This is a genomic window from Tardiphaga sp. vice304 (genome assembly GCF_007018905.1).
GTDB lineage: Bacteria > Pseudomonadota > Alphaproteobacteria > Rhizobiales > Xanthobacteraceae > Tardiphaga.
Window position 1 is genome coordinate 2848000 of record NZ_CP041402.1, and the last position, 24496, is coordinate 2872495.

A 24496-nucleotide genomic window follows, 5' to 3' on the forward strand; every position below is an offset into this window, starting at 1 on the left:
AGCAGCGCCCGCCGGCTTAGGCGATAATCGCTTCACCTAGATTACCAAACAGACGAATGGAACACCCAAGGTGAAGCCCCTTTATCTCCACCGTTTTGTCGCGGCCGCTATACTGGTTACGGCAACGTCGACCTCGGCGAATGCACAGGTCCCCGATCTTGGGACCGCAGCGAATTTCGCGGTTTTGGCCGGATCAACCGTCACCAACACCGGCCCCACGATAGTGACAGGTAACGTCGGCCTCAGCCCCGGCAGCGCAGTTACCGGTTTTCCGCCCGGAGTCGTGTTGCCGCCAGGATCGACGTTCATTGCTGATGCTGTGGCAGTGCAGGCTCAGATCGATCTGACCACCGGTTACAACACGATCGCAGCTCGGCCCACCACTACCGACTTGACTGGCACGAACCTTGGCGGGATGACGCTGACGCCAGGGGTGTACAGTTTTACCACCGCCGCCTTCCTCACCGGCACGCTGACGTTGAATGCGCTTGGCAATCCCAATGCGGTCTTCATTTTCAACATCGGTTCTACGCTCACTACCGCCTCTGCTTCGACAGTGCGCATCATAGGCGGCGGCACCGGAAACAATGTCTATTGGCGGGTTGGCACGTCGGCGACGTTAGGCACGACCACAACTCTCGTGGGCGACATTTTGGCGCTTACGAGCATCACCCTGAACACCGGGGCGACCATCTCCTGCGGTAGCACGCTGGCCCGCAACGGCGCTGTGACGCTCGACACCAATACCATTGCGACCCGAAACCTGACGGCAGCCTGTACCCCGTCGGCGCTGCTGCCGAGCACCGTTCCGGCGAACACCGCCGCAACGACCGCGGCCATCAATTCGGCCTTCGCCACCGCCGTCGCGAACAACAACGGCATCCTGCCCAACGCCTTCGCGCAGGCGTTCCTCAACCTTTCGGGCTTGTCTCCGGCGCAGTTGCTGCTGGCGTTGCAGCAACTGAACGGCGAGGTCGGCACTGGCGTCGCGCAATCCGGTTTCCAGGCGATGAACTCGTTCCTGTCGCTGGTGCTCAGCCCGAATCCGGGCGACACGCTGTCGGGCGACCGCAGCGGCATCGGCCCGAGCCGTCCGGGGCTGATCGTCAAGGCACCCTATCCGGTGAAGGTCACCGCGGCGATGGCAGCATTCAACGCGGCGCGGCGTGCCGACTTCGATCCGGACCGTTGGGGCATCTGGGGCGCCGCCTATGGCGGCCAGACCCGCATCGGCGGCGACACCCCCGCCGGGTTGCATGACCTCAACGTGCGCAGCTACGGCTTTGCCGGCGGCCTCGACTACCGGCTGTTTGCCAACACCACCGTAGGCTTCGCGCTCGGCGGCGGCGCCACCAGTTTCGGTCTGTCGGACAACATGGGCGGCGGCCGCAGCGACATGTTGCAAGCGGCGATCTACAGCTCGACCCGGTTCAACGCAGCCTATGTCTCGATGGCGCTGGCCTATGCGTGGCACGACGTCACCACCGATCAGTATCTCAGCGTCGCCAATTCGGATCGTTTGACGGCAAACTTCAAGGCCAACAACGTCGGCGGCCGTATCGAAGGCGGCTATCGCTTCGGCATTCCAGCGGTTTACATGGTGCCGGCGTTCGGCATCACGCCCTATGCCGCTTTGCAGGGCCAGGCCTACTTCACGCCGGCCTACAGCGAGAACGCCAGCTCGATTTTCGCGCGCAGCTACGATGCGCGAACCTCGACGGTCTATCGTACCGAACTCGGTGCCTGGTTCGATACCAGCCAGGCATTCTATAACGACTCTATCCTAACGCTTCGCAGCCGTGCGGCCTGGGCGCATGACGAATACTCCGACCCAAGCATCAGTGCCAGTTTCATAGCACTGCCCGGCTACCGCTTCGTCACCTATGGAGTCGCGCCGGCGCGTGACCTGCTGCTGGCTTCGGTCGGCGCCGAGGTCCGCTTCCGCAATAGGATCTCGGTGGGCGCGCAGTTTGACGGCGAATTTGCCGACCGCACTACCAAGTACAGCGGCCGGGCCGTGGTGCGATATAGCTGGTGAGCAGCGGTTCACGTGATGTTCCCGCCCCATCCCACCGTCACCTTAGCATGCACAGTTGGGTGGCTGTCCTACTTGCTCAGGATCAGGGCGTGGCGGATACCACGTTGGGTTGGACCAGTATCAACCGCATGCGGCTTTGCGCTGTGCTAAGGCGACTTAGCCCGATTAGCGCGACCATTTCCTTGGCTCAGGTGCCCGGCGCCCGTCCGGTGATGTGGCTGATATGGACCATGGTCGCTTCCGGAGCCAGGATCGAACATCTCTCCGCAACGGCACTCGATCGGTCCCAAATTCCCAAAGCGCGTACTTGTTGGCTGTCCATTCCTGCTCCTGGCGGATTCGGCCCAAGGTCTCAGGCGTGACTGGCGGCCAGCGGCAGCGGCTTCCTTGTTCCATTTGACCGGTTGGCGCCAGTTTGCAGGCGCTGTGCGGACCCGCTCGCCGTGCGGGCCCCAGGTCACCTTGCCGTAGCGGAGGTTCATCAGCGCCTCCCATAGCACCCGTCGCACGCCGAGCTGGCCTTTGTGCATCCCATCCACGGACTGAACGTGTGATCAGTCCATTCGATCTTCGAGTCTTTCATGGTGCTGCTCCCTGTTCGGGAGGAGCACGCTCGGTCATAGGGTGAGGGGGACGTTCAAAATTGTGCTTTTGCGTCAAAGGCGGGAAAATCCCTCACCTTCGACCTATCGCATTGATTTTAAACGAAAGTTCCACACCCTCCGAGCGCACCACACACCTCATCACATTGATATAATTGAAATTTCTGGTGTGAACTCCGGGTCGGGTCACACAAGCCCTTCATCCGGGATGTTCAGCAGTTTTCCGCAGGCCTTGCAGTGGACCGCGTCGGCGTCGTGGCGCTGCAATCCGCAGTCCGGGCAGCGGAATCGCACCTTGGCCGGGCTGAACAGCACGCGCGCCAGGTTCAGGAACAGCGTCACCCCGAAGATCATGATCGCCACGGTGATCAGCCGGCCCATGGTGCCGGGCAGGGTGATGTCGCCGAAGCCGGTGGTGGTGAGCGCCGTGACCGTGAAATACAGCGCGTCGGCATAGTTGACGATCTGCGGATTGCTGTGGCGCTGGGTCTCGTAGACCACGCCGGTCATCACGAAAATGAACACCGACAGATTGGCCAGCGCGGTGATCAGGTCCTCGTGGCGGCGAAACAGCGGGCTGTCGCGGCGCAGATGCTGGACCACGCTGAAGGTGCGCAGCAGCCGCAGCGTGCGTAGCACGCGCAGGAAGCCGGCCGCCTCGCCGCTGGCGGACGCCAGCAGCGAGCCGATCACGGCGACATCGGTCCAGGTGGTGAAGCGCAGCAATTCGCGCAGCGGCCGCCGGATCGCCATGAAGCGCGCCGCGAATTCGATCAGGAAGATGACGCCGAAGCCGAGGTCTACCGCGCGGATCATGTCGCTGCGCGGCAGGAACGAGGTCGCGATGATGAACAGCATCGAGACGAAATCGAACGCCAGCAATCCATAGAGAAACCAGCGGGTCTGCGCATCGCGGCCCTCATAAAGAAGGCGCATCCGCAGCCGTAACCGGTGGAAGGCTGTGCTGCCGGGCTCGATATGGCTCGCAGACGTTTCGGACATGGTGCTACTCTGGATCGGGGTCAGCCGGGACGTGACGCAATAATGGCAGACGAGACAGGCCGGCGGCGATAGAACCGTGCACAAGTGGGCGTTACGCTACATGCCGTATAATACCTTCAAGCCTCGGTAACGAGTTCAAGCTAGCAACGCCGCGACGCCGCGGATGGCCCGCGGATCGCCTTGATGGGCCGGAGCGACCATGAAATTTCTCAGCTATGCCTATCGTTTTACGTCCAACTTCGCGTTTTTGGCGCTGGTCTATTTCAGCCTGAACTTTATCGCCGAATATCAGCAGCGCACCATTATCGCGGCGCTGGTGCTGGCCTATGCGGTGATGCGCGCGGTGTCGGCGCTGCGCACGTTCTACTTCTTCAAGTGCATCGAGCGGCTGGAGCTGGAGACCCGCCGTCTTGGCGGGCTGTCGCTGGAAGGGCCGTCGGCGGTGGCCTCGCGCAAGCTGATCGTCAAGGAAGTGGTCGAACAGCGCCAGGCCGGCGAGATTAAGTCCTATATCGACCTGCTGTTCCTCGGGATCATCGTGGTGCTGTGCATAGCCAAGATCGTGTCCTGACCGCGCTAGCGGAAGGCGTGCGGACCCGGCTGCAGGCCCGGCTGCGTCACTGGCATGCTGCCGGGAATGGCGCGGCGGGCCGCGCTGGCCTCGATCGTGATCGGTCGGGCCACGGCGTCGGAGCCCTGCTGCCCCTGGGCATGATGCGGCAGCCGCACCAGCGCCGTGATCGGCGCGCTGCGACGCTCCATGATTTCGAACAGGCTCTTTGACGGTACCGGCAGAGTCGCCCGGGCGGTCATTGCCTGCAACGACAGTTCACGCGGCCATGGCGCGGTGAGCGGGGCTTCGCCGCGGAGGCGGCGGCGGGTTTCCGGAAACGACAGCGTCTGGTCGGAGGCGGACATCGCCGGCGCCGGCAGCATGTCGAGATGCGCGTAGGCGAAGGAGGGCACCTTCTGCCAGCGCGAAATCGCAACCGTCGGCGAGGTCGGATACATCTGCCACTGCTGCGGCGTCGTCGGGGTCTTCGGCAGCGTGGCCGTCGCGGCTACCACATGGACGATGCGGAAGCCGCCGGCTTTCAGGTCGGCAAGAATGCCGGGCAGGGCGGCGACCGTGCGCGGCTGGATGTCGTGCAGCAGCAGGATGCCCTTGCCCTTGGCCTTGAGGCGCGAGATCGCAAGGTCATGCACGGTCGTGGACGAGACGTGGCGCCAGTCGTCGGCGGGGAAATCGGCGCTCCAGGTCTGGATGCCCCTGGACGCCAGATAGTCCTCGACGATGCCCGCCCGCAACAGTCCGGGGACCCGGAAGAATGGCGACAGCAGCGCGGGATCGCCGAGCGCCGCCGTCACCGAGGCGATACCGTCGTCGATTTCCTTTTGTGCGGCTTCGATCGGCAGCCGGTTCATGGTCAGCGGATGGTTTTGCGTGTGGGTCCCGACGCTGTGGCCGGCGGCGATCAGCTTGCGCACGCCTTCCGGATGTTCCTGCGCCATGCGGCCGACCTCGAAGAACGTCGCCTTGATGCACTGCTGGGCCAGAATCGCCAGAATGGCGTTGCTGTGTTTCGGGATCGGGCCATCATCGAAGGTCAGCACCACCTCGTGGTCTTCCAGCGGCAGCGTTTTCGAATACTGCATGGTGCCGATCCGCGGATGCTCGCGGGGATCGACGACGATGGTCCGGGAGGTGCCGAGCGCGTCGGGATTGCCGGGGCAGTTGGCGGCCTGAGCGGACGAGCCCGCGAAGCCGAGCAGGCCGAAGCCCACCAGGGCGGTTACTCGAAATGAGGCACAAGCCATCCACACACCAAATGTATTGAAATCAAAAAGGAAAGTAGGGGCAACAGGGTGAACGCCGGCTTAACCTGCGGTCACTTCGGCGTCACCGGGCCGGCGGACTGGCGCGGCACCGATGCGACGACATGCACAACCCGGTAGTGGTTCTCGCGGAGATAGCGCAGGAAATCAGGCATCATCGCGGCGGTTTGCGCCTTTGTATCGTGGAACAGGATAATGCCGCGGCCCGCGACCTTCAGCCGCGCGGTTACCAGCGCCTGTTCCTGATCGGGCGTCATCTTGTTCCAGTCGCTGGCCCAGAAATCGGCGCCGAACACGGCTATTCCGCGCGACTGCAGCACGTCGAGCAGCGCCGGCGTCGATTGGAAGTACGGGAAGCGGAAAAATGGCGTACTCGGCACCGTGGTGGCGCGGCCGTTCAGGGCCAGCTCGTCGGCACTGATGCCACGGTCGATCTGCGCGACGGCCTCGGCATGACTGACAAGGCCGAGATTGGGGTGCGCAAAGGAGTGATGCCCGATGCTGTGGCCCTCGGCCGCGATCCGCTTCACCAGCGCGGGATGCGCGACCGCGTTCTGCCCGATCAGGAAGAACGTCGCCTGCATACATTCGGCCTTCAGCGCATCGAGGATCCTGCTCGTCGTGGCCGGGTTCGGGCCGTCGTCGAAGGTCAGCACCACCTCGCGATCCTGCAGCGGCAGCGTTTGCGCGAAGCTCTGCAGGCCAACGCGGGGATAGGCTGCTGGATCGACCGTCAGCACCCGGGCGGTGCCGCCTTTGTCGGGCCGGGGACACGCGGCAGCCTGGGCCACAACGGTGCTGGCAATCAGCGCGACGACGGCAGCCTTCAACAACACGTTCCCAACACTTTCCCGGCCGCTGATCGAGCGAGCCGCACATTTCCGATTGCGCGGTGCATTGCCCATTGGGTAATGCCTCATGCAGGTCCGGATTCAACCGATATCGCTGGATAGCGCATTTCGTTGCAAGATGCGTCGGGTCTGACATCAAAATTTAAACAGGCGAGGGACGGCATGGCCGATAATCTGGAGCTCGCCGACCCCGCAGCGATGTCGGCGCTCGACCGCCATCCGATGCGCGACGCCGAAGGCGAGCTGCGCGCGGAGTTCGTCGAGATCGTCGCCAAGGCGATCGAATCCGTCGATACCGCCTTCCTCAAGGAGATCGTCGGCGAACTGCACGAGGCCGATCTCGGCGACCTGGTCTCGGCGCTACAGCCTCACGACCGCGTCAGCCTGATCGAGCTGACCGGTGACGATTTCGACTTCTCGGCGCTCAACGAAGTCGATGATTCCGTGCGCGAGGAACTGCTCGAGGAGCTGGAACCCGCGACCGTCGCCGAGGGCGTCCGCGAGCTGGATTCCGACGATGCCGTCGAGTTGCTCGAGGGCATGGACGAGGAAGACCAGGACGAGATCCTCGACAAGCTGCCGCCGTCCGAGCGCGTCGCGCTGGAGCGCAGCCTGGACTACCCGGAAAATTCGGCCGGCCGGCGGATGCAGACCGATTTTATCTCGGTGCCGCCGGACTGGAACGTCGGCCAGGCCATCGACTACATGCGCGAAACCCCGGACCTGCCGGACCGGTTCTATGAAATCTATGCCGTCGATCAGTGGCAGCGCTGGCAGGGCGCGGTGTCGCTCGATGCGCTGCTGCGGTCGCGGCGCCCGATCCCGCTCGCCGACCTGATCGACGAGGACCGCCGCCGCGTCTCTGTCAATGACGACCAGGAGGAGGTGGCGCGGCTGTTCGGCAAATATAATCTGGTCGCGGCCCCGGTGGTCGATATCGACAACCGTCTTGTCGGCGTCATTACGATCGACGACGTCGTCGACGTCATCGAGGAGGAGGCCGACGAGGACCTCAAAGCGCTGGGCGGCGTCACCTCCGACGAAGAATTGTCCGACAATTTCTGGTCGATCGCCAAGGGCCGCTTCAACTGGCTGATCATCAATCTCGCCACCGCGTTTCTGGCCTCCTCGGTGCTTGGCCTGTTCGAGGGCCAGCTCGAACAGATGGTCGCGCTCGCGGTGCTGGCGCCGATCGTGGCCAGCCAGGGCGGCAATGCGGCGACGCAGACCATGACAGTGGCGGTGCGCGCGCTGGCGACGCGGCAACTGACCTCCAACAATGCCAGCCGCATCGTCATCCGCGAAGGCCTCGTCGGTCTGATGAACGGCATCGCCTTCGCGGTGATTACCGGCATCGCCGCGGTGGCCTGGTTCAAGATCCCGGCGCTCGGCGTCGTGATCGGGCTCGCGATGCTGGTCAACATGGTCGCCGGCGCGCTGGGCGGCATCCTGATCCCGATGGTGCTGGAGAAGGTCAAGGCCGATCCGGCGGTGGCGTCCGGCACCTTCGTGACCACCGTGACCGACGTCGTCGGGTTCTTTTCCTTCCTCGGCATCGCTACGCTATGGTTCGGGCTTAAGTAGCAGGAGGCCCCCATGCTTTACGTCGAAGCCAACGGCGCGCGCATTCCGTCCATCGGGCTCGGGACCTGGGAATTGCGCGGCCGGGTCTGCGCGCGCGTCGTCGAGCAGGCGCTGCGGCTCGGCTATCGCCATATCGACACCGCGCAGGTCTATGAGAACGAGCGCGAGGTCGGCGAAGGCTTGCGCTCCTCGCATGTGAAGCGCGACGACGTCTTCGTCACCACCAAGGTCTGGACCACGCATTTTGCGCCGAACGATCTGTTGCGCTCCGCCAAGGAGAGCCTGGTCCGGCTGCGGATGTCCGACGTCGATCTGTTGCTGCTTCACTGGCCCAACGCGCATGTGCCTCTCGCTGAGACGCTCGGCGCGCTGGCGCATGCCAAGGAGCTGGGCCTGGCCCGGCACATCGGCGTGTCCAACTTCACCGTGGGGCTGATCGAGGAAGCGGTGGCGCTGTGTCCGCAGCCGCTGGTGTGCGACCAGGTCGAGTATCATCCCTATCTCGACCAGACCAAGGTGCGCGACGCCTGCGCGAAGGCCGGCATGGCGCTGGTCGCCTACAGCCCGATCGCCAAGGGCCACATCAAGTCCGACGCGGTGCTGACGCGGATCGGTGCGGCGCATCGCAAGTCAGCAGCCCAGGTCTGCCTGCGCTGGCTGGTGCAGCAGGACGTGGTAGCGATTCCGCGGAGCTCGAAGATCGAGCGATTGTCCGAGAACATCGAGATCTTCGATTTCACGCTAGATGACGCCGAGATGGCTGAGATTTCGGCACTGGCCAATGATGGCGGACGGCTCACCGATTTCGGCTTCGCGCCGAAATGGGACTGACGCGTCCGGTTGATCTTGTGGCGCCGATCGCCCATGCAGGGCGGTCTTTCACCAACTGGCCGATCCGATGTTCTTCTCGCTGTCGAAAATCCTCGGCTTCTTCGCGACGCCGTCCAATGCGATCGCCGTGGTCTGCGCGATCGGGGCGCTTTTGTTGCTGCTGCAACGCCAGCGGTCGGGATCGCTGACGCTGACCTTCGGCATCCTGCTGCTGCTGGTGTTCGGCTATTCGCCGGCCGGCAACGTCCTGATGCTGACGCTGACGGAGCGGTTTCCGGCGTGGCAGGCGGATGGCCGGGATCCCGACGGCATCATCGTGCTGGGCGGCGCGATCGACCAGGAGACATCGGCCGCGCGCGGCATGGTCGAGATGAATAGCGCCAACGAGCGCATGACCGGCGCGGTTGAATTGGCAAAACGCTTTCCCAAGGCGCGGATCGTGTTTTCGGGCGGCAGCGGCAACCTGATCGAGAACGGTCTCCCGGAGGCGCCGATTGCCGGCGAATGGCTTGAGCGTTTCGGCGTTGCCGCGGATCGCATCACGCTGGAAGGCGGTTCGCGCACCACCGACGAGAACGCCGTTTTCACGCGGCGCATGTTGATGCCGAAGCCCGGCGAGCGCTGGCTGCTGGTGACCTCGGCCTTCCACATGCCGCGCTCGATCGGCGCGTTCCGGGCCGCCGGCTTCGACGTCGAGGCCTATCCGGTGGACTGGCGTACCCGCGGCTGGGTCGCTGCCGGGATGCCGTTCGACACGCTGCCGGCCGGCCTGTCGCGCACCGACACCGCGATTCACGAATGGACGGGGCTGCTCGGTTACTGGCTGACGGGCCGCAGCTCGGCGCTGTATCCGGGGCCGGTCAAGCGATGACGGCTCAGTCCTGCCGAGGCAGGCCGAGGCGGTAGACGCCGCGGAAGTCGTTGGGATCGGCCGGCTTGCCCTTGCGGTAGATCACCAGCCGTCCGGCCAGCGCCAATTGCACCGCCGCGCGGCGGATCGGCATCAACAGCGAGTGCCAGTCGCCCTCCGGCGTGATGGCATGGGCAATCTCGGGCGCGCTCAGCGTGCCGGTGCCGCGCGACAGCACATCGAGGATGGAGTCTTCCAGGGTGGAAGCGGCGGTCGGGGAATCGGGGGATCGGGGTTCGGACATCTCCATGCCATGCCGCATCGTCCCGGCCTGCGCAAGGCGTGGTACAGTGCGGTCACCGGCGTTATGGTTGTCCCCCAGCGTTGCGTTGCAGAGACCCATTTGATCGCCATGGAACCACGGCAGCTGATCCGCGCGGCCGTCGCCCTTTCGGTGATCGGTCACATCGCTTTGGCGGTGAGTGTCTTCTTCGCCGACGCGCGACCGTTCGATCCGTCGGTGACGGCGAACATCGCCGTCGATGTCGTGACGCCCGAACAGGTGGCTGCGGTCGAAAAGGCAGCGGAAATGCCGACACCTGCGGCCGAGCCGCCCAAGCCGCCGCCGCCGACGCCGGAGTTCAGGCTGCCGGATCTGGACAAGCCGACGCTCGATGAAAGCAAAACGCAGCAGCCGGTCGCGCAGAAACCGCCTCCGACGCCGGCCGCGCAGCAGAGGGCGGCTGCCGCCGCCGCGCCGCCGGCCGAACCGCCGAAGCCGGCGAGCCCGCCCGCGCCGATGCAGCAGCAGGCGGCACTGCAGCCGCCGCCGCCGGCCCCGGCACAGGCCGCATCACCGACGGTCGAGCCTGACATCACGGTCAAATACGGCGTGCAGCTCGGCCTGCCGGACGGCAATGGCGGGGCGCTGGCGACCGACAAGGCGGACATCGAGCCGCTGGATATCGCCGCGTTCCGCCGCCATCTGCGATCCTGTTCGAAGCTGCCGGCCGAGGTGGCGCGCACCGACAAGGTGCGGATCGTGCTGCGCGCGTTCTTTGCGCCGGATGGCAGCCTGACAATGGCGCCGACGCTGATCGAGGCCAGTGCCTCGATGAAAGGTCCACTCCTGATGCAGGCCGCGATGCAGGCGCTGCAGAAGTGCCAGCCTTACGCGATGCTGCCCGCTGACAAATACGACGAGTGGAAGGTGCTCGACGTCCCCTTCACGCCGCAGGATTTCGCCGGCTGATCTATGGCTCGTCTCCGACCGCGACGCTCAAAACCTCTCCCCACCGGGGAGAGGTCGGATTGCGGAGCAATCCGGGTGAGGGGGCTGTGCGCTCTCGATAGTCCGTAACCCCTCACCCGGATGTTCTCGCTTCGCTCAAACATCCGACCTCTCCCTATGGGAGAGGTGTAAAACGATCGCTATGGCTCCATCGCCCGCCACGCGTTGGAGGCGAACTGGCGTCGCCACGTCACGATCACCACGGCAGCGGTGGTGACCAGGAACACCCAGGGGCTGAGAAACCAGCCGAGATAGCCGAGCGCAAAGAAGAACGCACGCTGGCCGCGGTTGAAGTGGCGCGCGGCTGCGCCGAACATTCGCACCGTTCGCATCACATGCTTCTCTGCCTCCGGCGTGTCTCGCTCGGCGGCCAGCGGCATCGCGCCGATCAGGATCGCGACGTAGTTGAACAGCCGGTACGACCAGGCGAACTTGAAAAACGCATAGACGAAAATCAGCACCAGGCCGAGGCACTTGATTTCCCACAGCGCCGGCGAGGCGTCGAAGAAGATAGGCAGGCTCTGCAGCATCGGCACCACCTCGTTGGTGGCGCGCAGCAGCGCCAGCGCGCCGCCAATCGCGATCAGCGTGGTGGAGGCGAACCAGGCGGTGCCGTTCTGCAGCGAGGTCATGATGTGGGTATCGACGATACGAACGTCGCGTTCCAGTAGCCGGCGGATCCAGACCTCGCGGTAGACATGCATCCGTGACGACAGGCTGTCGCGGCCATAGGCCGACTGCTCCAGCGTGATCGCATAAGTCGTCCATTCGATCGCGAAGAACGCGACCGCCACGACATCGACCCAGGAATAACTGACCATTTAGTGCCTTTGCCAAAGCGTGAATGTGCCACGCACGCGGATTCGCGGCAACCGGCGCGGCTTGATTGCAGGGGACCTTGCGTGGCATCGTTGCACGCGCAGGAGGGCATGATGACATTGACGCTGGTGATCGGTAACAAGAATTATTCGTCGTGGTCGATGCGGCCGTGGCTCGCGTTGAAGGCTGCCAACATTGCCTTCGAAGAGGTGATGATCCCGCTCTATAACGGTGCGGAAGACAAGGCGCGCCTTCTCGGCTTCACGCCGTCCGGCAAGGTGCCGGTGCTGGTCGATGGCGACGTCACGGTTTGGGATTCGCTGGCGATCATCGAATATGCCGCGGAGCGTTTCCCGGACGCTAAATTGTGGCCCGAGGACCGCGCCCGCCGCGCGCATGCGCGCGCGATCTCGGCCGAGATGCATTCCGGTTTCATGGCGCTGCGCAACGAATGCGGCATGAACCTGCATCGGCCGGTGCAGGCCAAGGCGCCGTCGGCGGATGCCGAAGCCAATATCGCGCGCATCCAGCAGATCTGGGCCGAATGCCAGACCCGCTACGGCCATGTCGGGCCGTATCTGTTCGGCGACTTCAGCGGGGCAGATGCGATGTATGCGCCGGTGGTGCAGCGGTTTCTGACCTACGCGATCGAGCTTGCGCCGGCGTCGCGCGCATATGTCGAGACGATGCAGGCTTTGCCGGCGTTCCGGCAATGGACGCAGGAAGGCCTGGCGGAGACGCTTCTGATCCCGCGCTTCGAGCAGGACTGAGTGCTGCATACGGCAACGACGGCTTCGCCATAACATCAGCATATTGCGGGTTCATGGCAGCCACACTTGATCTGTCACGAGCGGGGACACTCGATGAACTGGGCCTGGGCGACTTCGCTCGAACAACTCTGGCGCTCGCCGAGCTTTCCGATGTGGCTGACGATTGCCGTCGCGGCGTTCTTCGGTCTGATCGTGGCGATCACGCTGCTGCGCGCCGAAAAGTCCGTCGCCAATGGCGCGCTGGCGGTGATTACCCTGCTCGCCATGGCGGTGGCCAGTGCCGCCACGATTCGCAGCTATGGGGCAGGCGGGCAGGGCTCGGCCAGTGTCGCCAGTAACGTCAAGGCCGCTGCGCCTGAACCGCCGCCGGCGATGGCGTCGCTGCCGGCGCTGTCCTGCCTAGACGATCTCGCCGGCGACGCCGTGCTGGCCGCCTGCGAGAAGGTGCTGTTTGGTTCTCCCGAGAACGCTGCCGCGGCGGTGTCCTACGCGGCGGCGCGCCTCGCCTGGCTGGTCTCTTTTGGCGACGTAACCGCCGCCAACAAGGTCATGACCCCTGAACTGGCATCGCTGCGCCGGTCGATCGAGCGCGACCGCTTCGGGCTGATCGGCCACCTGCTGCTGGCCCGGGACAATTGCCAGATCGGCGCGTGTCCGGCCTATGCCTCGCTGACCAATCACGACGAGATCGCCGCCCATATGGAGCAGCGCAGCTATGACACTCTGATTGCGCGCTATGCACCCGGCTGGAATATGCCGACGGCGACGGCTCCCGGCGTCGTCACGCTGTCCGGTCTTCCGCCGTCGATGCCGACCGGGAAGCCGACCACGGCGGATTTTCCAACTTCGGCCTCGATCCCGCCGGTCAATATCATGACACCGGAGCCGCCGATCAATGCGCCGCGGTCGCCTGCCGCCAACGCGCAGGCGGCGGCGCCCGCCGCGCCGAAGAAGCCGCCGGCGCCGAAGCCGCCGCGTCCTGTGCAGACCGGCCCGGTGCAGCTTGCGCCGGCGCCGGCCGGGGCGGATAATTGAGGCTTGTCATCCCCCGTTTCATGACCATCTCAGGCCCATGTCGCTAAATCTCATCAAGCTCGCCGTCGGTTGTGAATCGATCAAGGAATTCAAGGGCTGGGTCGCCGATCGGCTGGCCATGGCGAAGAAGGCCGGCGTGCCGCTGCACCACACCCATGTGACCCGCATGGTGCCCAAGCGCGACGCCGAGTTGCTCGATGGCGGTTCGATCTACTGGGTGATAAAGGGCGAGATCGCGGTGCGCCAGAAGCTGGTCGCGATCGAGCCGTTCCGCGATGGCGCCGGCATCAACCGCTGCCGGTTGCGCATGGAGCCGAAGGTATTCTCGGTGTCGCCGCGCCCGCTGCGCCCGTTCCAGGGCTGGCGCTATCTGGCGATGGGCGACGCCCCGCCGGATCTCGGCAAGGCCGCTGCCTCGATCGAGGCGATGCCCGAGCCGATGCGGCGGGAGTTGCGGGAATTGGGGCTGCTGTAGCAGCAGCGGAGCGCTGATCTTACCCTCCGCCTTGCGAAGCGAAGCTTCGCTAGGCGGGGAGGGTGGCCCGGCGAAGCGTAGCGAAGCCGGGTCGGGTGGGGGTAGCCACAAGCTACGTCGTCCGTGGCACCCCCACCCCGGCCTCCACTCCCGATGATGCTATCGCATCATCGCTCGTTCGGCCGACCCTCCCCGCAAGGGGGAGGGGTTCTACGGCCGCCCTCGCTTCACATAGGAATACTTACGCCGCCTTGGTCTTCTTGCCGTCCTCGATCGCGCGCCAGATGCGTTCCGGGGTCAGCGGCATGTCGATGTGGGTGACGCCATATTCCGACAGCGCATCCACGACCGCGTTGACCACAACCGCGAGGCTGCCGGCGCAGCCAGCTTCGCCGCAGCCCTTGGTGCCCAGCGGATTTGACGTCGCCGGTGACGGATGGTCGCCGGTCTTCATCAACGGGATGTCGCCGGCGCGGGGTAGGGCGTAATCCATGAACGAGCCGGTGATCGGCTGGCCCGAGGAATCGTAGCTGACCTCTTCCATCAAGGCCTGGCCAATGCCCTGGGCGACGCCGCCGTGCAACTGACCGGCGACGATCATCGGATTGACGATGGTGCCGAAGTCGCTGATCCCGGTGTAGTTGACGATCTTGATGACGCCGGTGTCGGGCTCGATCTCGACTTCCGCGACATGGCAGCCGTTCGGGAACGTCGACTGCACGACAGATCCGTCATGGTCGACATCAAGCGAGGAGGGCACGCCGTCCGGTTGCTGGCCGTCGCGCAGGCGCTTCGACAATTCCATGATGTCGATCGAGCGGTCGGTGCCGGCGATGGTGAAGCGGCCGGCCTTGAATTCGATGTCGGCTTCGGAGGCTTCCAGCAGATGCGCGGCGGCTGCCTTGCCCTTGGCGATGATCAGCGCTGAGGCCTCGACGACTGCCTGGCCAGTGGCGGTGATCGAGCGTGAGCCGCCGGTGCCGTTGCCCATTCGGACGAGGTCGCTGTCACCCTGTTCGAGCCGGATCGAGTCGAACGGCACGCCGAGCTGCGATGAGAGCACCTGGGCGAACGGCGTGGCGTGGCCCTGGCCGTAGTCAAGGGTGCCGGTGGTCAGAGTCACCGTGCCGTCGGCGTTGAAGGTGACCTTGCCGAGTTCGGGTGAAGGCGGAGCGGTCACTTCAAGATAGCAGCCCACCGCGATGCCGCGCAGCTTGCCGGCCTTGCGGCTGTCCTTCTTGCGCTTGGCGAAGCCGGCATGGTCGGACATTTCCAGCGCCTTGGCGAACACGCCGCCGAAATCACCGCTGTCATAGGTGACGCCGGACGCCGCGGCGAACGGCATCTGCGACGATTTGATGAAGTTGCGCTTGCGTAAAGCGAGACGGTCGATGCCCATCTCCTCGGCGGCGCGATCGATCAATCGCTCCATGTAGAAATTGGCCTCGGGACGGCCCGCGCCGCGATAGGCGCCCATCAGGGTCATGTTGGTCAGCACGCATTTGATGTCGACCGACAGCAGCGGCGTCTTGTAGACGCTGGCAAGGTTTTTGGCCGTGTTGAGCGAGAGCGGGCCGGGGGCGACGCCGCTGATATAGGCGCCGAGATTGCCGTAGCCCTTGAGCCGCACCGCGAGAAACTTGCCGTCGGCATCCAGCGCCAGCTCGGCATGGATGTCCTGCGAGCGGCCCTGGCTGTCGGACAGGAAGCTGGAGGAGCGCTCCTCCAGCCATTTCACCGGCTTTCCCAGTTCCCGGGCGGCATGCAGGATGCAGATATATTCGGGATAGTTGATGTTCTTCATGCCGAACGAGCCGCCGACATTGGCGGTCAGGATCCGCACCTTGTCGGGCGCCACGTTGAGCAGCTTGGCGAGAGTATTGCGGTTGCCGGAGACCCCCTGGGTCGCAACCTGGATGACGTGGCGCTCGCCGGCCTTGTCATAGGACGCCAGCGCGCAGCGCGGCTCCATCGACACCACGGCGACGCGGGTATTGGTGATGTCGAGCTTCGTCACATGCGCGGCGCCGGCGAAGGCGGCCTCGACCTTGTCGGTGTCGCCATAGTGGAAATCCAGCGCGACATTGTTCGGGATGTGATCCCACAACAGCGGCGCGCCGGGCTGGGTTGCGGCTTCGCAATCGGTCACGGCGGGCAGCGCCTCGATGTCGAGCTCGACCGCTTCGGCGGCGTCACGCGCCTGCGCCACGGTATCCGCCACCACGAAAGCGACGGGATCGCCGACGAAGCGGACCTTGTCGGTCATCAGTGCGGTGCGGTTGGTCTGCAGCAGGGCCGAGCCGTCGCGGTTCTTCAGCGGCAGGCCGCAGGTGAAGGGGCCGTAATGGGCCGCTTCCAGGTCCTTGCCGGTCCAGACGCCGCGCACGCCGGGCATCGCCCGGGCCGCCGTGGTGTCAATGCCGCGGATCAGGCCGTGGGCATGTGGGCTGCGCACGATCCAGGCGTATAACTGGCCGGGCAGGTTGAAATCGTCGGTATATTTGCCATTGCCGCGGACGAGCGTGTCGTCCTCCTTGCGGCGCACCGGCTGGCCGACGCCGTATTTCTGCATGGCGATGGAGTTGTCGACGGGCGAGCCGGTATGATTTTGCATTGCCAAATCCATCAAATGTCGTTTTTCGCGGGGTTTCGCCCGGTTTGGCGCCCCAACGGACGCTCTGAGATAAAGCAGCGGCCCCGCCGCGACAATGTATGATTGGTCATGGGGCTGTGCGGTGGTTGCGCTGCCCCTGTGCCCTGCTAAACTTTCCGTGAATGGATGTTTCCAAGGATATTTCCAAGCCGGCCGGTATGGCCGCGGAAAGCAGACGGAATGACGGATGACACGCGGCTTCGCGACGGCCCGGTGCCGCGCGGGCATGCGCAGGACTTGGCTGTGCAGGATACTGGCGGCATGGCCGCCCCTGGCCGGGACGTGAATGGCAGTATCTATGCCGCGCTAGATCTCGGGACCAATAACTGCCGGTTGCTGATCGCCCAGCCCACCGGCGACAATAATTTTCGCGTGATCGATTCGTTTTCTCGAATCATCCGGCTCGGCGAGGGCGTCTCGCTCACCGGCGTCATCAGCGAGGCGGCGATTGCGCGGGCGGTTGCGGCACTTTCGATCTGCCGCGACAAGATCCAGCAGCGCGGCGCGCAGCGGTTGCGGCTGATCGCGACCGAGGCCTGCCGCGCGGCGTCCAATGCCGACGATTTCCTGGCCCAGGTGGCGCGCGACACCGGCATCACGCTGGAGATCATCGATCGCGAGACCGAAGCCTCGCTGGCTGTGATCGGCTGCTCGCCGCTGCTCGATGCCGCGGCGACGGGCGCCATCCTGTTCGACATCGGCGGCGGATCCAGCGAACTGGTGCGGATCGCGCGCGATCCCGTACATCCCGACGCCCGGCCGGAGATCAAGGCGTGGATGTCGATCCCGCTTGGCGTGGTGACGCTGGCGGAAAAGTTCGGCGGCCAGCATGTGACCAAGGAATCCTATGCGCTGATGGTGCAGGACGTCGCTCAGCACGTCGCCCCGTTCGCGGCGGCACATGGCGACGACCTCCACGGCATGCATCTGTTGGGCACGTCCGGAACGGTGACGACTTTGGCCGGCGTGCACCTGCATCTGCCGCGCTACGACCGCCGCCGCATCGACGGTGTCTGGCTCGGCGAGGCCGATCTCGACGCGACGATCGCCAAATTGCTGTCGATGAGCTTTGCCGAGCGCGCCGCTAACCAGTGCATCGGCCCGGAACGCGCCGATCTGGTGCTGGCCGGCTGTGCGATTCTGGACGCCATCCGGCAATTGTTCCGGCTGCCGCGGCTGCGGGTCGCCGACCGCGGCCTGCGCGAGGGCATGCTGGTCGAAATGATGCGCGAGGACGGCGCGATCCGGGTCGCCTGATCGGATGCCCCTTTTCCGGCCCGGTGTGCTAGAGAACGCCGGAACCCGAAAGCAAGCACCACGATATGGCCAAAGACACCACCGGACGGCTGCACGTCACCGTCAAGAGCGCCGGCAGGCTGAAGCACTCCTCGAAACTCTGGCTGGAGCGCCAGCTCAACGATCCCTATGTGCAGCAGGCCAAGCGCGACGGCTTGCGCTCGCGCGCGGCCTATAAGATCATCGAGATCGACGATAAATACCGTTTCCTCAAGCCGGGCATCTCGGTGGTCGACCTTGGCGCCGCCCCCGGCGGCTGGAGCCAGATCGCTGCCAAGCGTATCGGCTCGGCCGAGGGCCGCGGCCAGGTGATCGCCATCGACCTCTTGGAAATGCCCAACATTCCGGGCGTCACCTTCGCGCAGATGAATTTCCTGGACGACGGCGCGCCGGCCAAACTGTTCGAGATGATGGGCGGCAAGGCCGATGTCGTGTTGTCCGACATGGCCGCCAATACCACCGGCCACCGCAAGACCGACCAGCTACGCATCGTCGGCCTCGTCGAGGACGCCGCGGCCTTCGCCGCCGACGTGCTGAAGCCGGGCGGCACCTTCGTCGCCAAAGTGTTCCAGAGCGGCGCCGATGCCACGCTGATGAACCAGTTGAAGCGGGACTTCACCTCGGTGAAGCACGTCAAGCCGGCCTCCAGCCGCAAGGATTCTTCCGAGCGCTATGTGTTGGCGTTGGGCTTTCGCGGTATCGCCGGCGAAAAGCGCATGGGGCAAAGCGAGGAGTAGACTACCCCAGCTTCTGGTCCCGCGCTTCTTCTGTGCCCTCGCTGCCCGCCTTGACCGCGGCCTTCTCGGCGCCCTTGCGGCTGGCGATGTCGATCACCTTGCGGCCGGAGATCTCGTGGCCGGCGTCGTCCGGCATCTGCCAGAAGAAGTAGGCCGAGGCCGCCGACAGCACCGACACCACGATGAAGGCCGGGGCGAAGTCGCCGGCCGACAATTCGGTCATCTTGTTCAGCACCATGCTGGATTCGACGCAGGCCGCGCCCACCGCGACACCGGCGGAGATCGCCAGTTGCTGGTTGACGCTGACCAGCGTGGTGGCGCGGCTCATCTGCGATGGCTCTAGCTCGGCATAGGCCACCGTGTTGATGGCGGTGAATTCGAGCGAGCGGAAAAAGCCGCCGACCACCAGCAGCACCAGGATCAGTAGCAGCGGCGTCTGCACCGTGAACAGCGCGCAGGCGGCGAGAAATACCGAACTGACCACGGCGTTGATCGTCAGCACGTTGCGGAAACCGAAGGTGCGGATGATGCGCGCCGCCAGTGCCTTCATGCCCATCGCGCCGACCGCCGAGCCGAAGGTCACGAGGCCGGAGCGGAACGGCGACAGGCCGAAACCGACCTGCATCAACAGCGGAAGCAGGAACGGCAACGCGCCGATGCCCAGCCGGAACAGGAAGCCGCCGATGATGGCCGCGCGCAGCGTCGCCAGCCGCAGCAGCGAGAAATCCAGCACCGGCGATGAGGTGCGGCGGGCGTGCAGCACGTACATCGTCATCGATGCCGCCCCGATGCCGACCAACGCCACGACAATCGGCCAGGGTAGCAGGCCGAGCCCCGCGACCGAGCCGCCGAAGGCGATGCCGGCGAGGCCCACGCCCGCCAGGATCAGGCCCCACAGGTCGAAGCGCTCGGGATCGTCGCTGCGGATCGGATCGATGTAGCGCTGCGCCAGATAGATGCCGAGCAGGCCGATCGGGATGTTGATCAGGAAGATCCAGTGCCAGGAAAAATAGGTGGTGATGAAGCCGCCGAGCGGCGGGCCGATGACGGGTCCGATCAGCGCGGGCATCGTCATCCACGCCATCGCATTGACCAGCCCGGCCTTGTCGATCGAGCGCAGCAGCACGAGGCGGCCGACCGGCGTCATCATCGCCCCGCCCATGCCCTGCAGGATGCGCGCGATGACAAAGTGGGTGACGTTCTGCGACAGCGCGCAGCCGATCGAGCCGACCATGAAGACCGCGATGGCGATCGAGAACACGGTGCGGGCGCCGAAGCGGTCCGCGGTCCAGCCGCTGGCGGGGATGAACACCGCCAGCGAGAGCAAATAGGAGGTGATCGCCAGTTTCAGCGTCAGCGGGCTGGTGCCGATGTCGGCCGCGATCGCCGGCAGCGAGGTCGCGATCACCGTGGAATCCATATTCTCCATGAACAACGCGGATGCGACGATGAGCGGGATCAGGCGTTCTTTGTTCATGAGAATTCTTTGTTCCCGGCGTCTCGCGTTGCGAGTGGATCCGGCGATTCTTCAGGAGGGCGCGGCCGGGCTTTAACATCCGGCGGGGGACGCGGCCACCGGTCACGGGCGTCAGGCGGCTAACGGCTGCGTGAACGCAGCCAGGCGGTGGGCAGGCCGGGGCTGTCGCCCCCCTCTCAAAATCGGGCGCATGGCAGCCAGACGCTTTTAATTCGCAGCGCAGCATGCTATCGACCACCGTCAACCCTACTGATGGGCTTCGATTCGACGACGATGCTCCGCATCGCCGGCCAATTGGCTCATCCCAAGGTATTTAGCGCGGCAAGTCAGCCGCAGATGGAGTTGGCAATGGCGGTGGTTCATAAAATTCGCGAAGCGTACACGTTCGACGACGTGCTGCTGAAGCCCGGCCTGTCCGACATCCTGCCGTCCGATGCCGACATCCGCTCCTTCGCCACCAAGACCATTCCGCTGAACATCCCGATCATGGCTTCGGCGATGGACACCGTCACCGAAGCCCGCATGGCGATTGCCATGGCGCAGGCCGGCGGTCTCGGCGTCATCCACCGCAATTTCGACGTCGAGGGCCAGGCTGCGCAGGTCCGCCAGGTGAAGAAGTATGAATCCGGCATGGTGGTCAATCCGTTGACCATCGGCCCCGATGCGATGCTCGCGGATGCGCTGGCGCTGATGTCCGAGCATGGCTTCTCCGGCATTCCCGTCGTGACCGGCGCCAGCAAGGGCGTCCCCGGCAAGCTGGTCGGCATCCTGACCAACCGCGACGTGCGCTTCGCCAAGGACCCCCGGCAGAAGATCTCCGAACTGATGACGCATGAGAACCTCGTCACCGTGCGCGAAGGCGTCAGCCAGGACGAAGCCAAGCGCATGCTGCACCAGCACCGCATCGAGAAGCTGCTGGTGGTCGATGATCAATACCGCTGCGTCGGCCTGATCACCGTCAAGGACATGGAGCACGCGGTCGCGCATCCGCTGGCGTCCAAGGATTCCCAGGGCCGGCTGCGCGTTGCCGCGGCAACGACGGTGGGCGAGGGCGGCTTCGAGCGCACCGAGCGGCTGATCGATGCTGGCGTCGACATCATTGTCGTCGATACCGCACACGGTCATTCGTCGCGCGTGCTGGAAGCCGTGCAGCGCATCAAGCGGCTGTCGAATGCGGTACAGGTGATGGCCGGCAACATCGCCACCACCGAGGGCGCGCAGGCGCTGATCGATGCCGGCGCGGATGCCATCAAGGTCGGCATCGGCCCGGGCTCGATCTGCACCACCCGCATGGTTGCCGGCGTCGGCGTGCCGCAGCTCACCGCGATCATGGATGCGGTGGAAGCCGCCAAGAAGGCTGGTATCCAGGTGATCGCAGATGGCGGCATCAAGTTCTCCGGCGATCTCGCCAAGGCGCTGGCCGCCGGCGCCGATATCGCGATGGTCGGCTCCTTGCTGGCCGGCACCGACGAGACGCCCGGCGAAGTGTTTCTGTGGCAGGGCCGGTCCTACAAGGCCTATCGTGGCATGGGCTCGGTCGGCGCGATGGCGCGCGGCTCGGCCGACCGCTACTTCCAGCAGGACATCAAGGACTCGCTGAAACTGGTGCCGGAAGGCGTCGAGGGCCAGGTCGCCTATAAGGGCCCGGTAGGCAACGTGATGCACCAGCTCGCCGGCGGTCTTCGCGCGGCCATGGGCTATGTCGGTGCCAAGGACCTCACCGAGTTTCACAACAAGGCCGAGTTCGTCCGCATCACCAGCGCGGGGCTGCGCGAAAGCCACGTGCATGACGTCACCATTACCCGCGAAAGCCCGAACTATCCCGGCGGCGTGTAAGGCCTTTGCCCAAAGATAACCCCACTTGAGCGCGAAAACGCGCTAGAGTTCCCGTGTCACGCGCGCTGCCCCTGGCGCAGCCGGCCGCCCCTCGATTTTGACGGGCGGGTGACGCGGTTTTGCGAGAACCCTCTCGCCATCGTCAGAAGAGAACGTTGGATATTATGGTCGATTGGACAGACGAGCGCGTCGCCGCGCTTTCCACCCCGGATCTGAAAAACCTGCTGGCGAACGCCGAGCGCAAGGACGTCGCCGAGATCGTCGCGCAGTGCACCGCCGAACTCGAGAAGCGCCAGGCCAACAAGCCGCGCAAGGCCGGCCAGCCGCGCACCGAGAGCAAGCAGTTCGAGCACGACATGGCGGGCGAACTCGCCGTGGTCGGCAAGGCGATGGCCGAGAAATACGACCTCACCGAGGAGACCGCGAAGGCGGCGTCGGTCGGCGTCAAGGGCTTCAAGTCGCACAAGCTGCTCGACGCCAAGGGTTTCGCCAAGCTCGGCGGCAGCCAGCGTGACGGCAGCGTGGCGATCGATCGCTACATCTCGCACCGGCGCGGCAACAGCATCGCCACGCTCGGCGTCTGGCTCGAGAAGGACAAGCCTGTCGAGGATCATGAATTTCTGGTCGGCGGCCCCAAGGGCATGGTTGAAGGCGGCGAGTCGTTCACGCCGATCGATCCGGCCGTCGCCGAGAAAGACGCGCAGGCTTCGCGCGAGATCAAGACCTTCAAGGATCTGCCGGCCGCGACCACCGCGTTCGATGCCGTGCTGGCGAAGATCACCGCCTGAACCGATATTGACGACGACCCCGCGGCGCGCGATTTTTGCGCGCCGCGTTTTTGTAATCTCGAGCAACGATCAACAAGAAACCTCCGAGGAAATCTCATGACCGCATCTCCCAAGCGCATCGTTCTGGCCGCCCGTCCGCATGGCGAACCGAAGCCGTCGGATTTCCGCCTTGAGGACTACGCGATGCCGGAGCTGGGCGAGGGCCAGGTGCTGCTGCGTACGATCTGGCTGTCGCTCGATCCCTATATGCGCGGGCGCATGAATGACGCCGCGTCCTACTCAGCGCCGGTGGCGATTGATGCCGTGATGGAAGGCGGCACCGTATGCGAAGTGATGGCGTCGAACAGCGACGCCGTGGCCAAGGGCGATCTCGTGCTGGCGCATTCCGGCTGGCAGACCTATTCGGTGGTCGATGGCAATATTCTGCGCAAGATCGATCCCTCGCTCGGCCCAATCTCGACCGGGATCGGCATTCTCGGCATGCCCGGCATGACGGCTTACACCGGCCTGCTCGATATCGGCCAGCCCAAGGCCGGCGAGACCGTGGTGGTTGCTGCAGCCTCGGGCGCTGTCGGTTCAGCCGTCGGCCAGATCGCTATGATCAAGGGGGCGCGCGCGGTCGGCATCGCCGGCGGCAAGGAAAAGTGCGACTACGTCAAGAACGAGCTCGGCTTCAGTGATTGCCTCGATCACCGCGATCCGGATTTCGCCGCCAAGCTGAAGGCGGCATGCCCCGACGGCATTGACGTGTATTTCGAGAATGTCGGCGGCGAGGTATTCGAAGCGGTGTTTCCGCTCTTGAACTTCTTTGCGCGTATTCCGGTGTGCGGGTTGATCGCCTCCTACAGCGACACCGCCGATACCACGCCGAAATGGGCGGGCAAAATGATGCGTACCATTCTCACCAAGCGGCTCACCTTCCGCGGCTTCATCGTCAGCGACTTCGCCGGTCGCCGCGGCGATTTCCTGCGCGACATGTCGGTCTGGGTAAAGGAGGGCAAGGTGAAGTACAAGGAGTTCGTCACCGAAGGCCTCGACAGCGCGCCGGAGGCCTTCATGGGCCTGCTCAAGGGCAAGAATTTCGGCAAGCAACTGGTGCGCGTCGGGCCGGACAAAGTTTAACGCCGAGCGCTGTCGTCGTCACCTGCCGGCCTCTCCTCCGTCATTGCGAGGAGCGAAGCGACGCGGCAATCCAGAAGGCCACAAGCGAAGAACTGGATTGCTTCGTCGCAAGGTCTCCTCGCAATGACGGGGAAGGCCGGCGTGGGGGCCGCCTCGAATTGTCATCCGCCGGCGCGGGGTCTATAGCTCGCGCTTCGCCGCGCAGGAGAGATGTCGATGACGGTTCAAATGGTATTGCTGCCGGTCTTCGTGCTGGTGTTTCTGACGCTCGGACTTTTTTTCTGGACCGGACGGGGCGGGGCGGCGACGCGCAATGAGGCGTCGGAGGCCACCAATCACGCCTCGCAGCTCGATCTGTTGTTCTATGCACTGATCGCGATCGGCCTGCCGTTGCGAAAAATCGATCTGGTGCTGGTCTGCCTGTCCTGGGTGTTCGTCGTGACGCGCTTCCTGCACGCCGGTATTTATGTCGCGGGCAACAGCCGCTCGCAGGCTTGGCTGGCCGGTGCCCTGGTGCTGCTGGCGATGTGGTTCTACTTCGCGCTGCGCATGCTGTTGCTGATCTGAAGCGCGCGCCGCTCCTTCTTCATTGTTGAAAGACTG

23 protein-coding genes are annotated in these 24496 nt (G+C 64.7%); 15 read left to right on the top strand and 8 right to left on the bottom strand.

Translation table 11 applies throughout. The annotated features are described in order from the left end of the window. Positions 1-70: 70 nt before the first annotated feature. A complete protein-coding gene (locus FNL56_RS13570; protein WP_143582092.1) occupies positions 71-2038 on the top strand; it encodes an ice-binding family protein in 1968 nt (655 codons plus the stop codon). Positions 2039-2519: 481 nt separating this feature from the next. Here the strand turns inward: FNL56_RS13570 and FNL56_RS28830 are convergent, their stop codons facing one another. Both FNL56_RS28830 and FNL56_RS13580 read right to left on the bottom strand, forming a co-directional pair. Further along, the gene (locus tag FNL56_RS28830; protein ID WP_368039345.1) at positions 2520-2621 is read right to left on the bottom strand and encodes a DUF5131 family protein; all 102 of its coding nucleotides are present in this window, start codon (positions 2619-2621) and stop codon (positions 2520-2522) included. Positions 2622-2826: 205 nt separating this feature from the next. Next, positions 2827-3642: a potassium channel family protein gene (locus FNL56_RS13580; protein WP_143573185.1), complete on the bottom strand. Its 816-nt coding sequence runs from the start codon at positions 3640-3642 to the stop codon at positions 2827-2829. A 199-nt stretch (positions 3643-3841) separates the two neighbouring features. Here FNL56_RS13580 and FNL56_RS13585 point away from each other — a divergent pair, with 199 nt between their 5' ends. Beyond that, positions 3842-4213 carry a hypothetical protein gene (locus FNL56_RS13585; protein ID WP_143573186.1) on the top strand — a complete coding sequence of 124 codons (372 nt, stop codon included), beginning with the start codon at positions 3842-3844 and terminating at the stop codon, positions 4211-4213. 5 nt (positions 4214-4218) lie between these two features. On the opposite strand, the gene FNL56_RS13590 is transcribed toward FNL56_RS13585, so the two are convergent. Next, a complete protein-coding gene (locus FNL56_RS13590; protein WP_143573187.1) occupies positions 4219-5460 on the bottom strand; it encodes a polysaccharide deacetylase family protein in 1242 nt (413 codons plus the stop codon). A gap of 71 nt (positions 5461-5531) precedes the next feature. After that, positions 5532-6308 carry a polysaccharide deacetylase family protein gene (locus FNL56_RS13595; RefSeq protein ID WP_441351287.1) on the bottom strand — a complete coding sequence of 259 codons (777 nt, stop codon included), beginning with the start codon at positions 6306-6308 and terminating at the stop codon, positions 5532-5534. Positions 6309-6491: 183 nt separating this feature from the next. Between FNL56_RS13595 and mgtE the strand changes: the two genes are divergently transcribed. The 3 genes from mgtE (at position 6492) to FNL56_RS13610 (ending at position 9615) form a co-directional block, all read left to right on the top strand. Continuing rightward, positions 6492-7913: a magnesium transporter gene (mgtE, locus tag FNL56_RS13600; RefSeq protein WP_143573188.1), complete on the top strand. Its 1422-nt coding sequence runs from the start codon at positions 6492-6494 to the stop codon at positions 7911-7913. A 12-nt stretch (positions 7914-7925) separates the two neighbouring features. Beyond that, positions 7926-8744 carry an aldo/keto reductase gene (locus FNL56_RS13605; RefSeq protein ID WP_143573189.1) on the top strand — a complete coding sequence of 273 codons (819 nt, stop codon included), beginning with the start codon at positions 7926-7928 and terminating at the stop codon, positions 8742-8744. Positions 8745-8811: 67 nt separating this feature from the next. Continuing rightward, positions 8812-9615: a YdcF family protein gene (locus tag FNL56_RS13610; RefSeq protein ID WP_143576154.1), complete on the top strand. Its 804-nt coding sequence runs from the start codon at positions 8812-8814 to the stop codon at positions 9613-9615. A 4-nt stretch (positions 9616-9619) separates the two neighbouring features. Here FNL56_RS13610 and FNL56_RS13615 read toward each other — a convergent pair whose 3' ends face one another. Further along, positions 9620-9898 (bottom strand): DUF3253 domain-containing protein, encoded by a 279-nt coding sequence (locus tag FNL56_RS13615; RefSeq protein WP_441351288.1) that lies wholly within the window; start codon positions 9896-9898, stop codon positions 9620-9622. Positions 9899-10006: 108 nt separating this feature from the next. Between FNL56_RS13615 and FNL56_RS13620 the strand changes: the two genes are divergently transcribed. Next, the gene (locus FNL56_RS13620; RefSeq protein WP_143582545.1) at positions 10007-10846 is read left to right on the top strand and encodes a hypothetical protein; all 840 of its coding nucleotides are present in this window, start codon (positions 10007-10009) and stop codon (positions 10844-10846) included. Positions 10847-11025: 179 nt separating this feature from the next. On the opposite strand, the gene FNL56_RS13625 is transcribed toward FNL56_RS13620, so the two are convergent. Continuing rightward, positions 11026-11706 carry a DUF599 domain-containing protein gene (locus FNL56_RS13625; RefSeq protein ID WP_143577906.1) on the bottom strand — a complete coding sequence of 227 codons (681 nt, stop codon included), beginning with the start codon at positions 11704-11706 and terminating at the stop codon, positions 11026-11028. Between the two features lie 111 nt (positions 11707-11817). Here FNL56_RS13625 and FNL56_RS13630 point away from each other — a divergent pair, with 111 nt between their 5' ends. The 3 genes from FNL56_RS13630 (at position 11818) to FNL56_RS13640 (ending at position 13984) form a co-directional block, all read left to right on the top strand. Then, positions 11818-12474, top strand: a complete 657-nt coding sequence (locus tag FNL56_RS13630) for a glutathione S-transferase family protein (protein WP_143576156.1) — start codon at positions 11818-11820, stop codon at positions 12472-12474. A 93-nt stretch (positions 12475-12567) separates the two neighbouring features. Then, entirely contained in the window at positions 12568-13509 is a 942-nt protein-coding gene (locus FNL56_RS13635; protein ID WP_143573192.1) for a hypothetical protein, read from the top strand. 37 nt (positions 13510-13546) lie between these two features. Further along, positions 13547-13984 (top strand): DUF1489 family protein, encoded by a 438-nt coding sequence (locus FNL56_RS13640; protein ID WP_143573193.1) that lies wholly within the window; start codon positions 13547-13549, stop codon positions 13982-13984. Positions 13985-14225: 241 nt separating this feature from the next. Here FNL56_RS13640 and FNL56_RS13645 read toward each other — a convergent pair whose 3' ends face one another. After that, entirely contained in the window at positions 14226-16598 is a 2373-nt protein-coding gene (locus tag FNL56_RS13645; protein WP_143573194.1) for a xanthine dehydrogenase family protein molybdopterin-binding subunit, read from the bottom strand. A 219-nt stretch (positions 16599-16817) separates the two neighbouring features. Between FNL56_RS13645 and FNL56_RS13650 the strand changes: the two genes are divergently transcribed. Both FNL56_RS13650 and FNL56_RS13655 read left to right on the top strand, forming a co-directional pair. Further along, complete coding sequence (locus FNL56_RS13650; protein ID WP_143573195.1) at positions 16818-17894, top strand: Ppx/GppA phosphatase family protein; 1077 nt, start codon at positions 16818-16820, stop codon at positions 17892-17894. A 65-nt stretch (positions 17895-17959) separates the two neighbouring features. Further along, positions 17960-18670, top strand: coding sequence for an RlmE family RNA methyltransferase (locus tag FNL56_RS13655; RefSeq protein ID WP_143573196.1), 711 nt, complete (start codon positions 17960-17962; stop codon positions 18668-18670). Between the two features lies 1 nt (position 18671). On the opposite strand, the gene FNL56_RS13660 is transcribed toward FNL56_RS13655, so the two are convergent. Further along, a complete protein-coding gene (locus FNL56_RS13660) occupies positions 18672-20147 on the bottom strand; it encodes a DHA2 family efflux MFS transporter permease subunit (RefSeq protein WP_143573197.1) in 1476 nt (491 codons plus the stop codon). 348 nt (positions 20148-20495) lie between these two features. Here FNL56_RS13660 and guaB point away from each other — a divergent pair, with 348 nt between their 5' ends. The 4 genes from guaB (at position 20496) to FNL56_RS13680 (ending at position 24460) form a co-directional block, all read left to right on the top strand. Continuing rightward, positions 20496-21983, top strand: coding sequence for an IMP dehydrogenase (gene guaB / locus FNL56_RS13665; protein WP_143573198.1), 1488 nt, complete (start codon positions 20496-20498; stop codon positions 21981-21983). A 164-nt stretch (positions 21984-22147) separates the two neighbouring features. Further along, positions 22148-22771, top strand: a complete 624-nt coding sequence (locus FNL56_RS13670; protein WP_143573199.1) for a hypothetical protein — start codon at positions 22148-22150, stop codon at positions 22769-22771. Positions 22772-22867: 96 nt separating this feature from the next. Then, positions 22868-23893, top strand: a complete 1026-nt coding sequence (locus FNL56_RS13675) for an NADP-dependent oxidoreductase (RefSeq protein WP_143582094.1) — start codon at positions 22868-22870, stop codon at positions 23891-23893. A gap of 216 nt (positions 23894-24109) precedes the next feature. Beyond that, positions 24110-24460: an MAPEG family protein gene (locus tag FNL56_RS13680; protein WP_143573201.1), complete on the top strand. Its 351-nt coding sequence runs from the start codon at positions 24110-24112 to the stop codon at positions 24458-24460. The last annotated feature ends 36 nt before the right edge of the window (positions 24461-24496 follow it).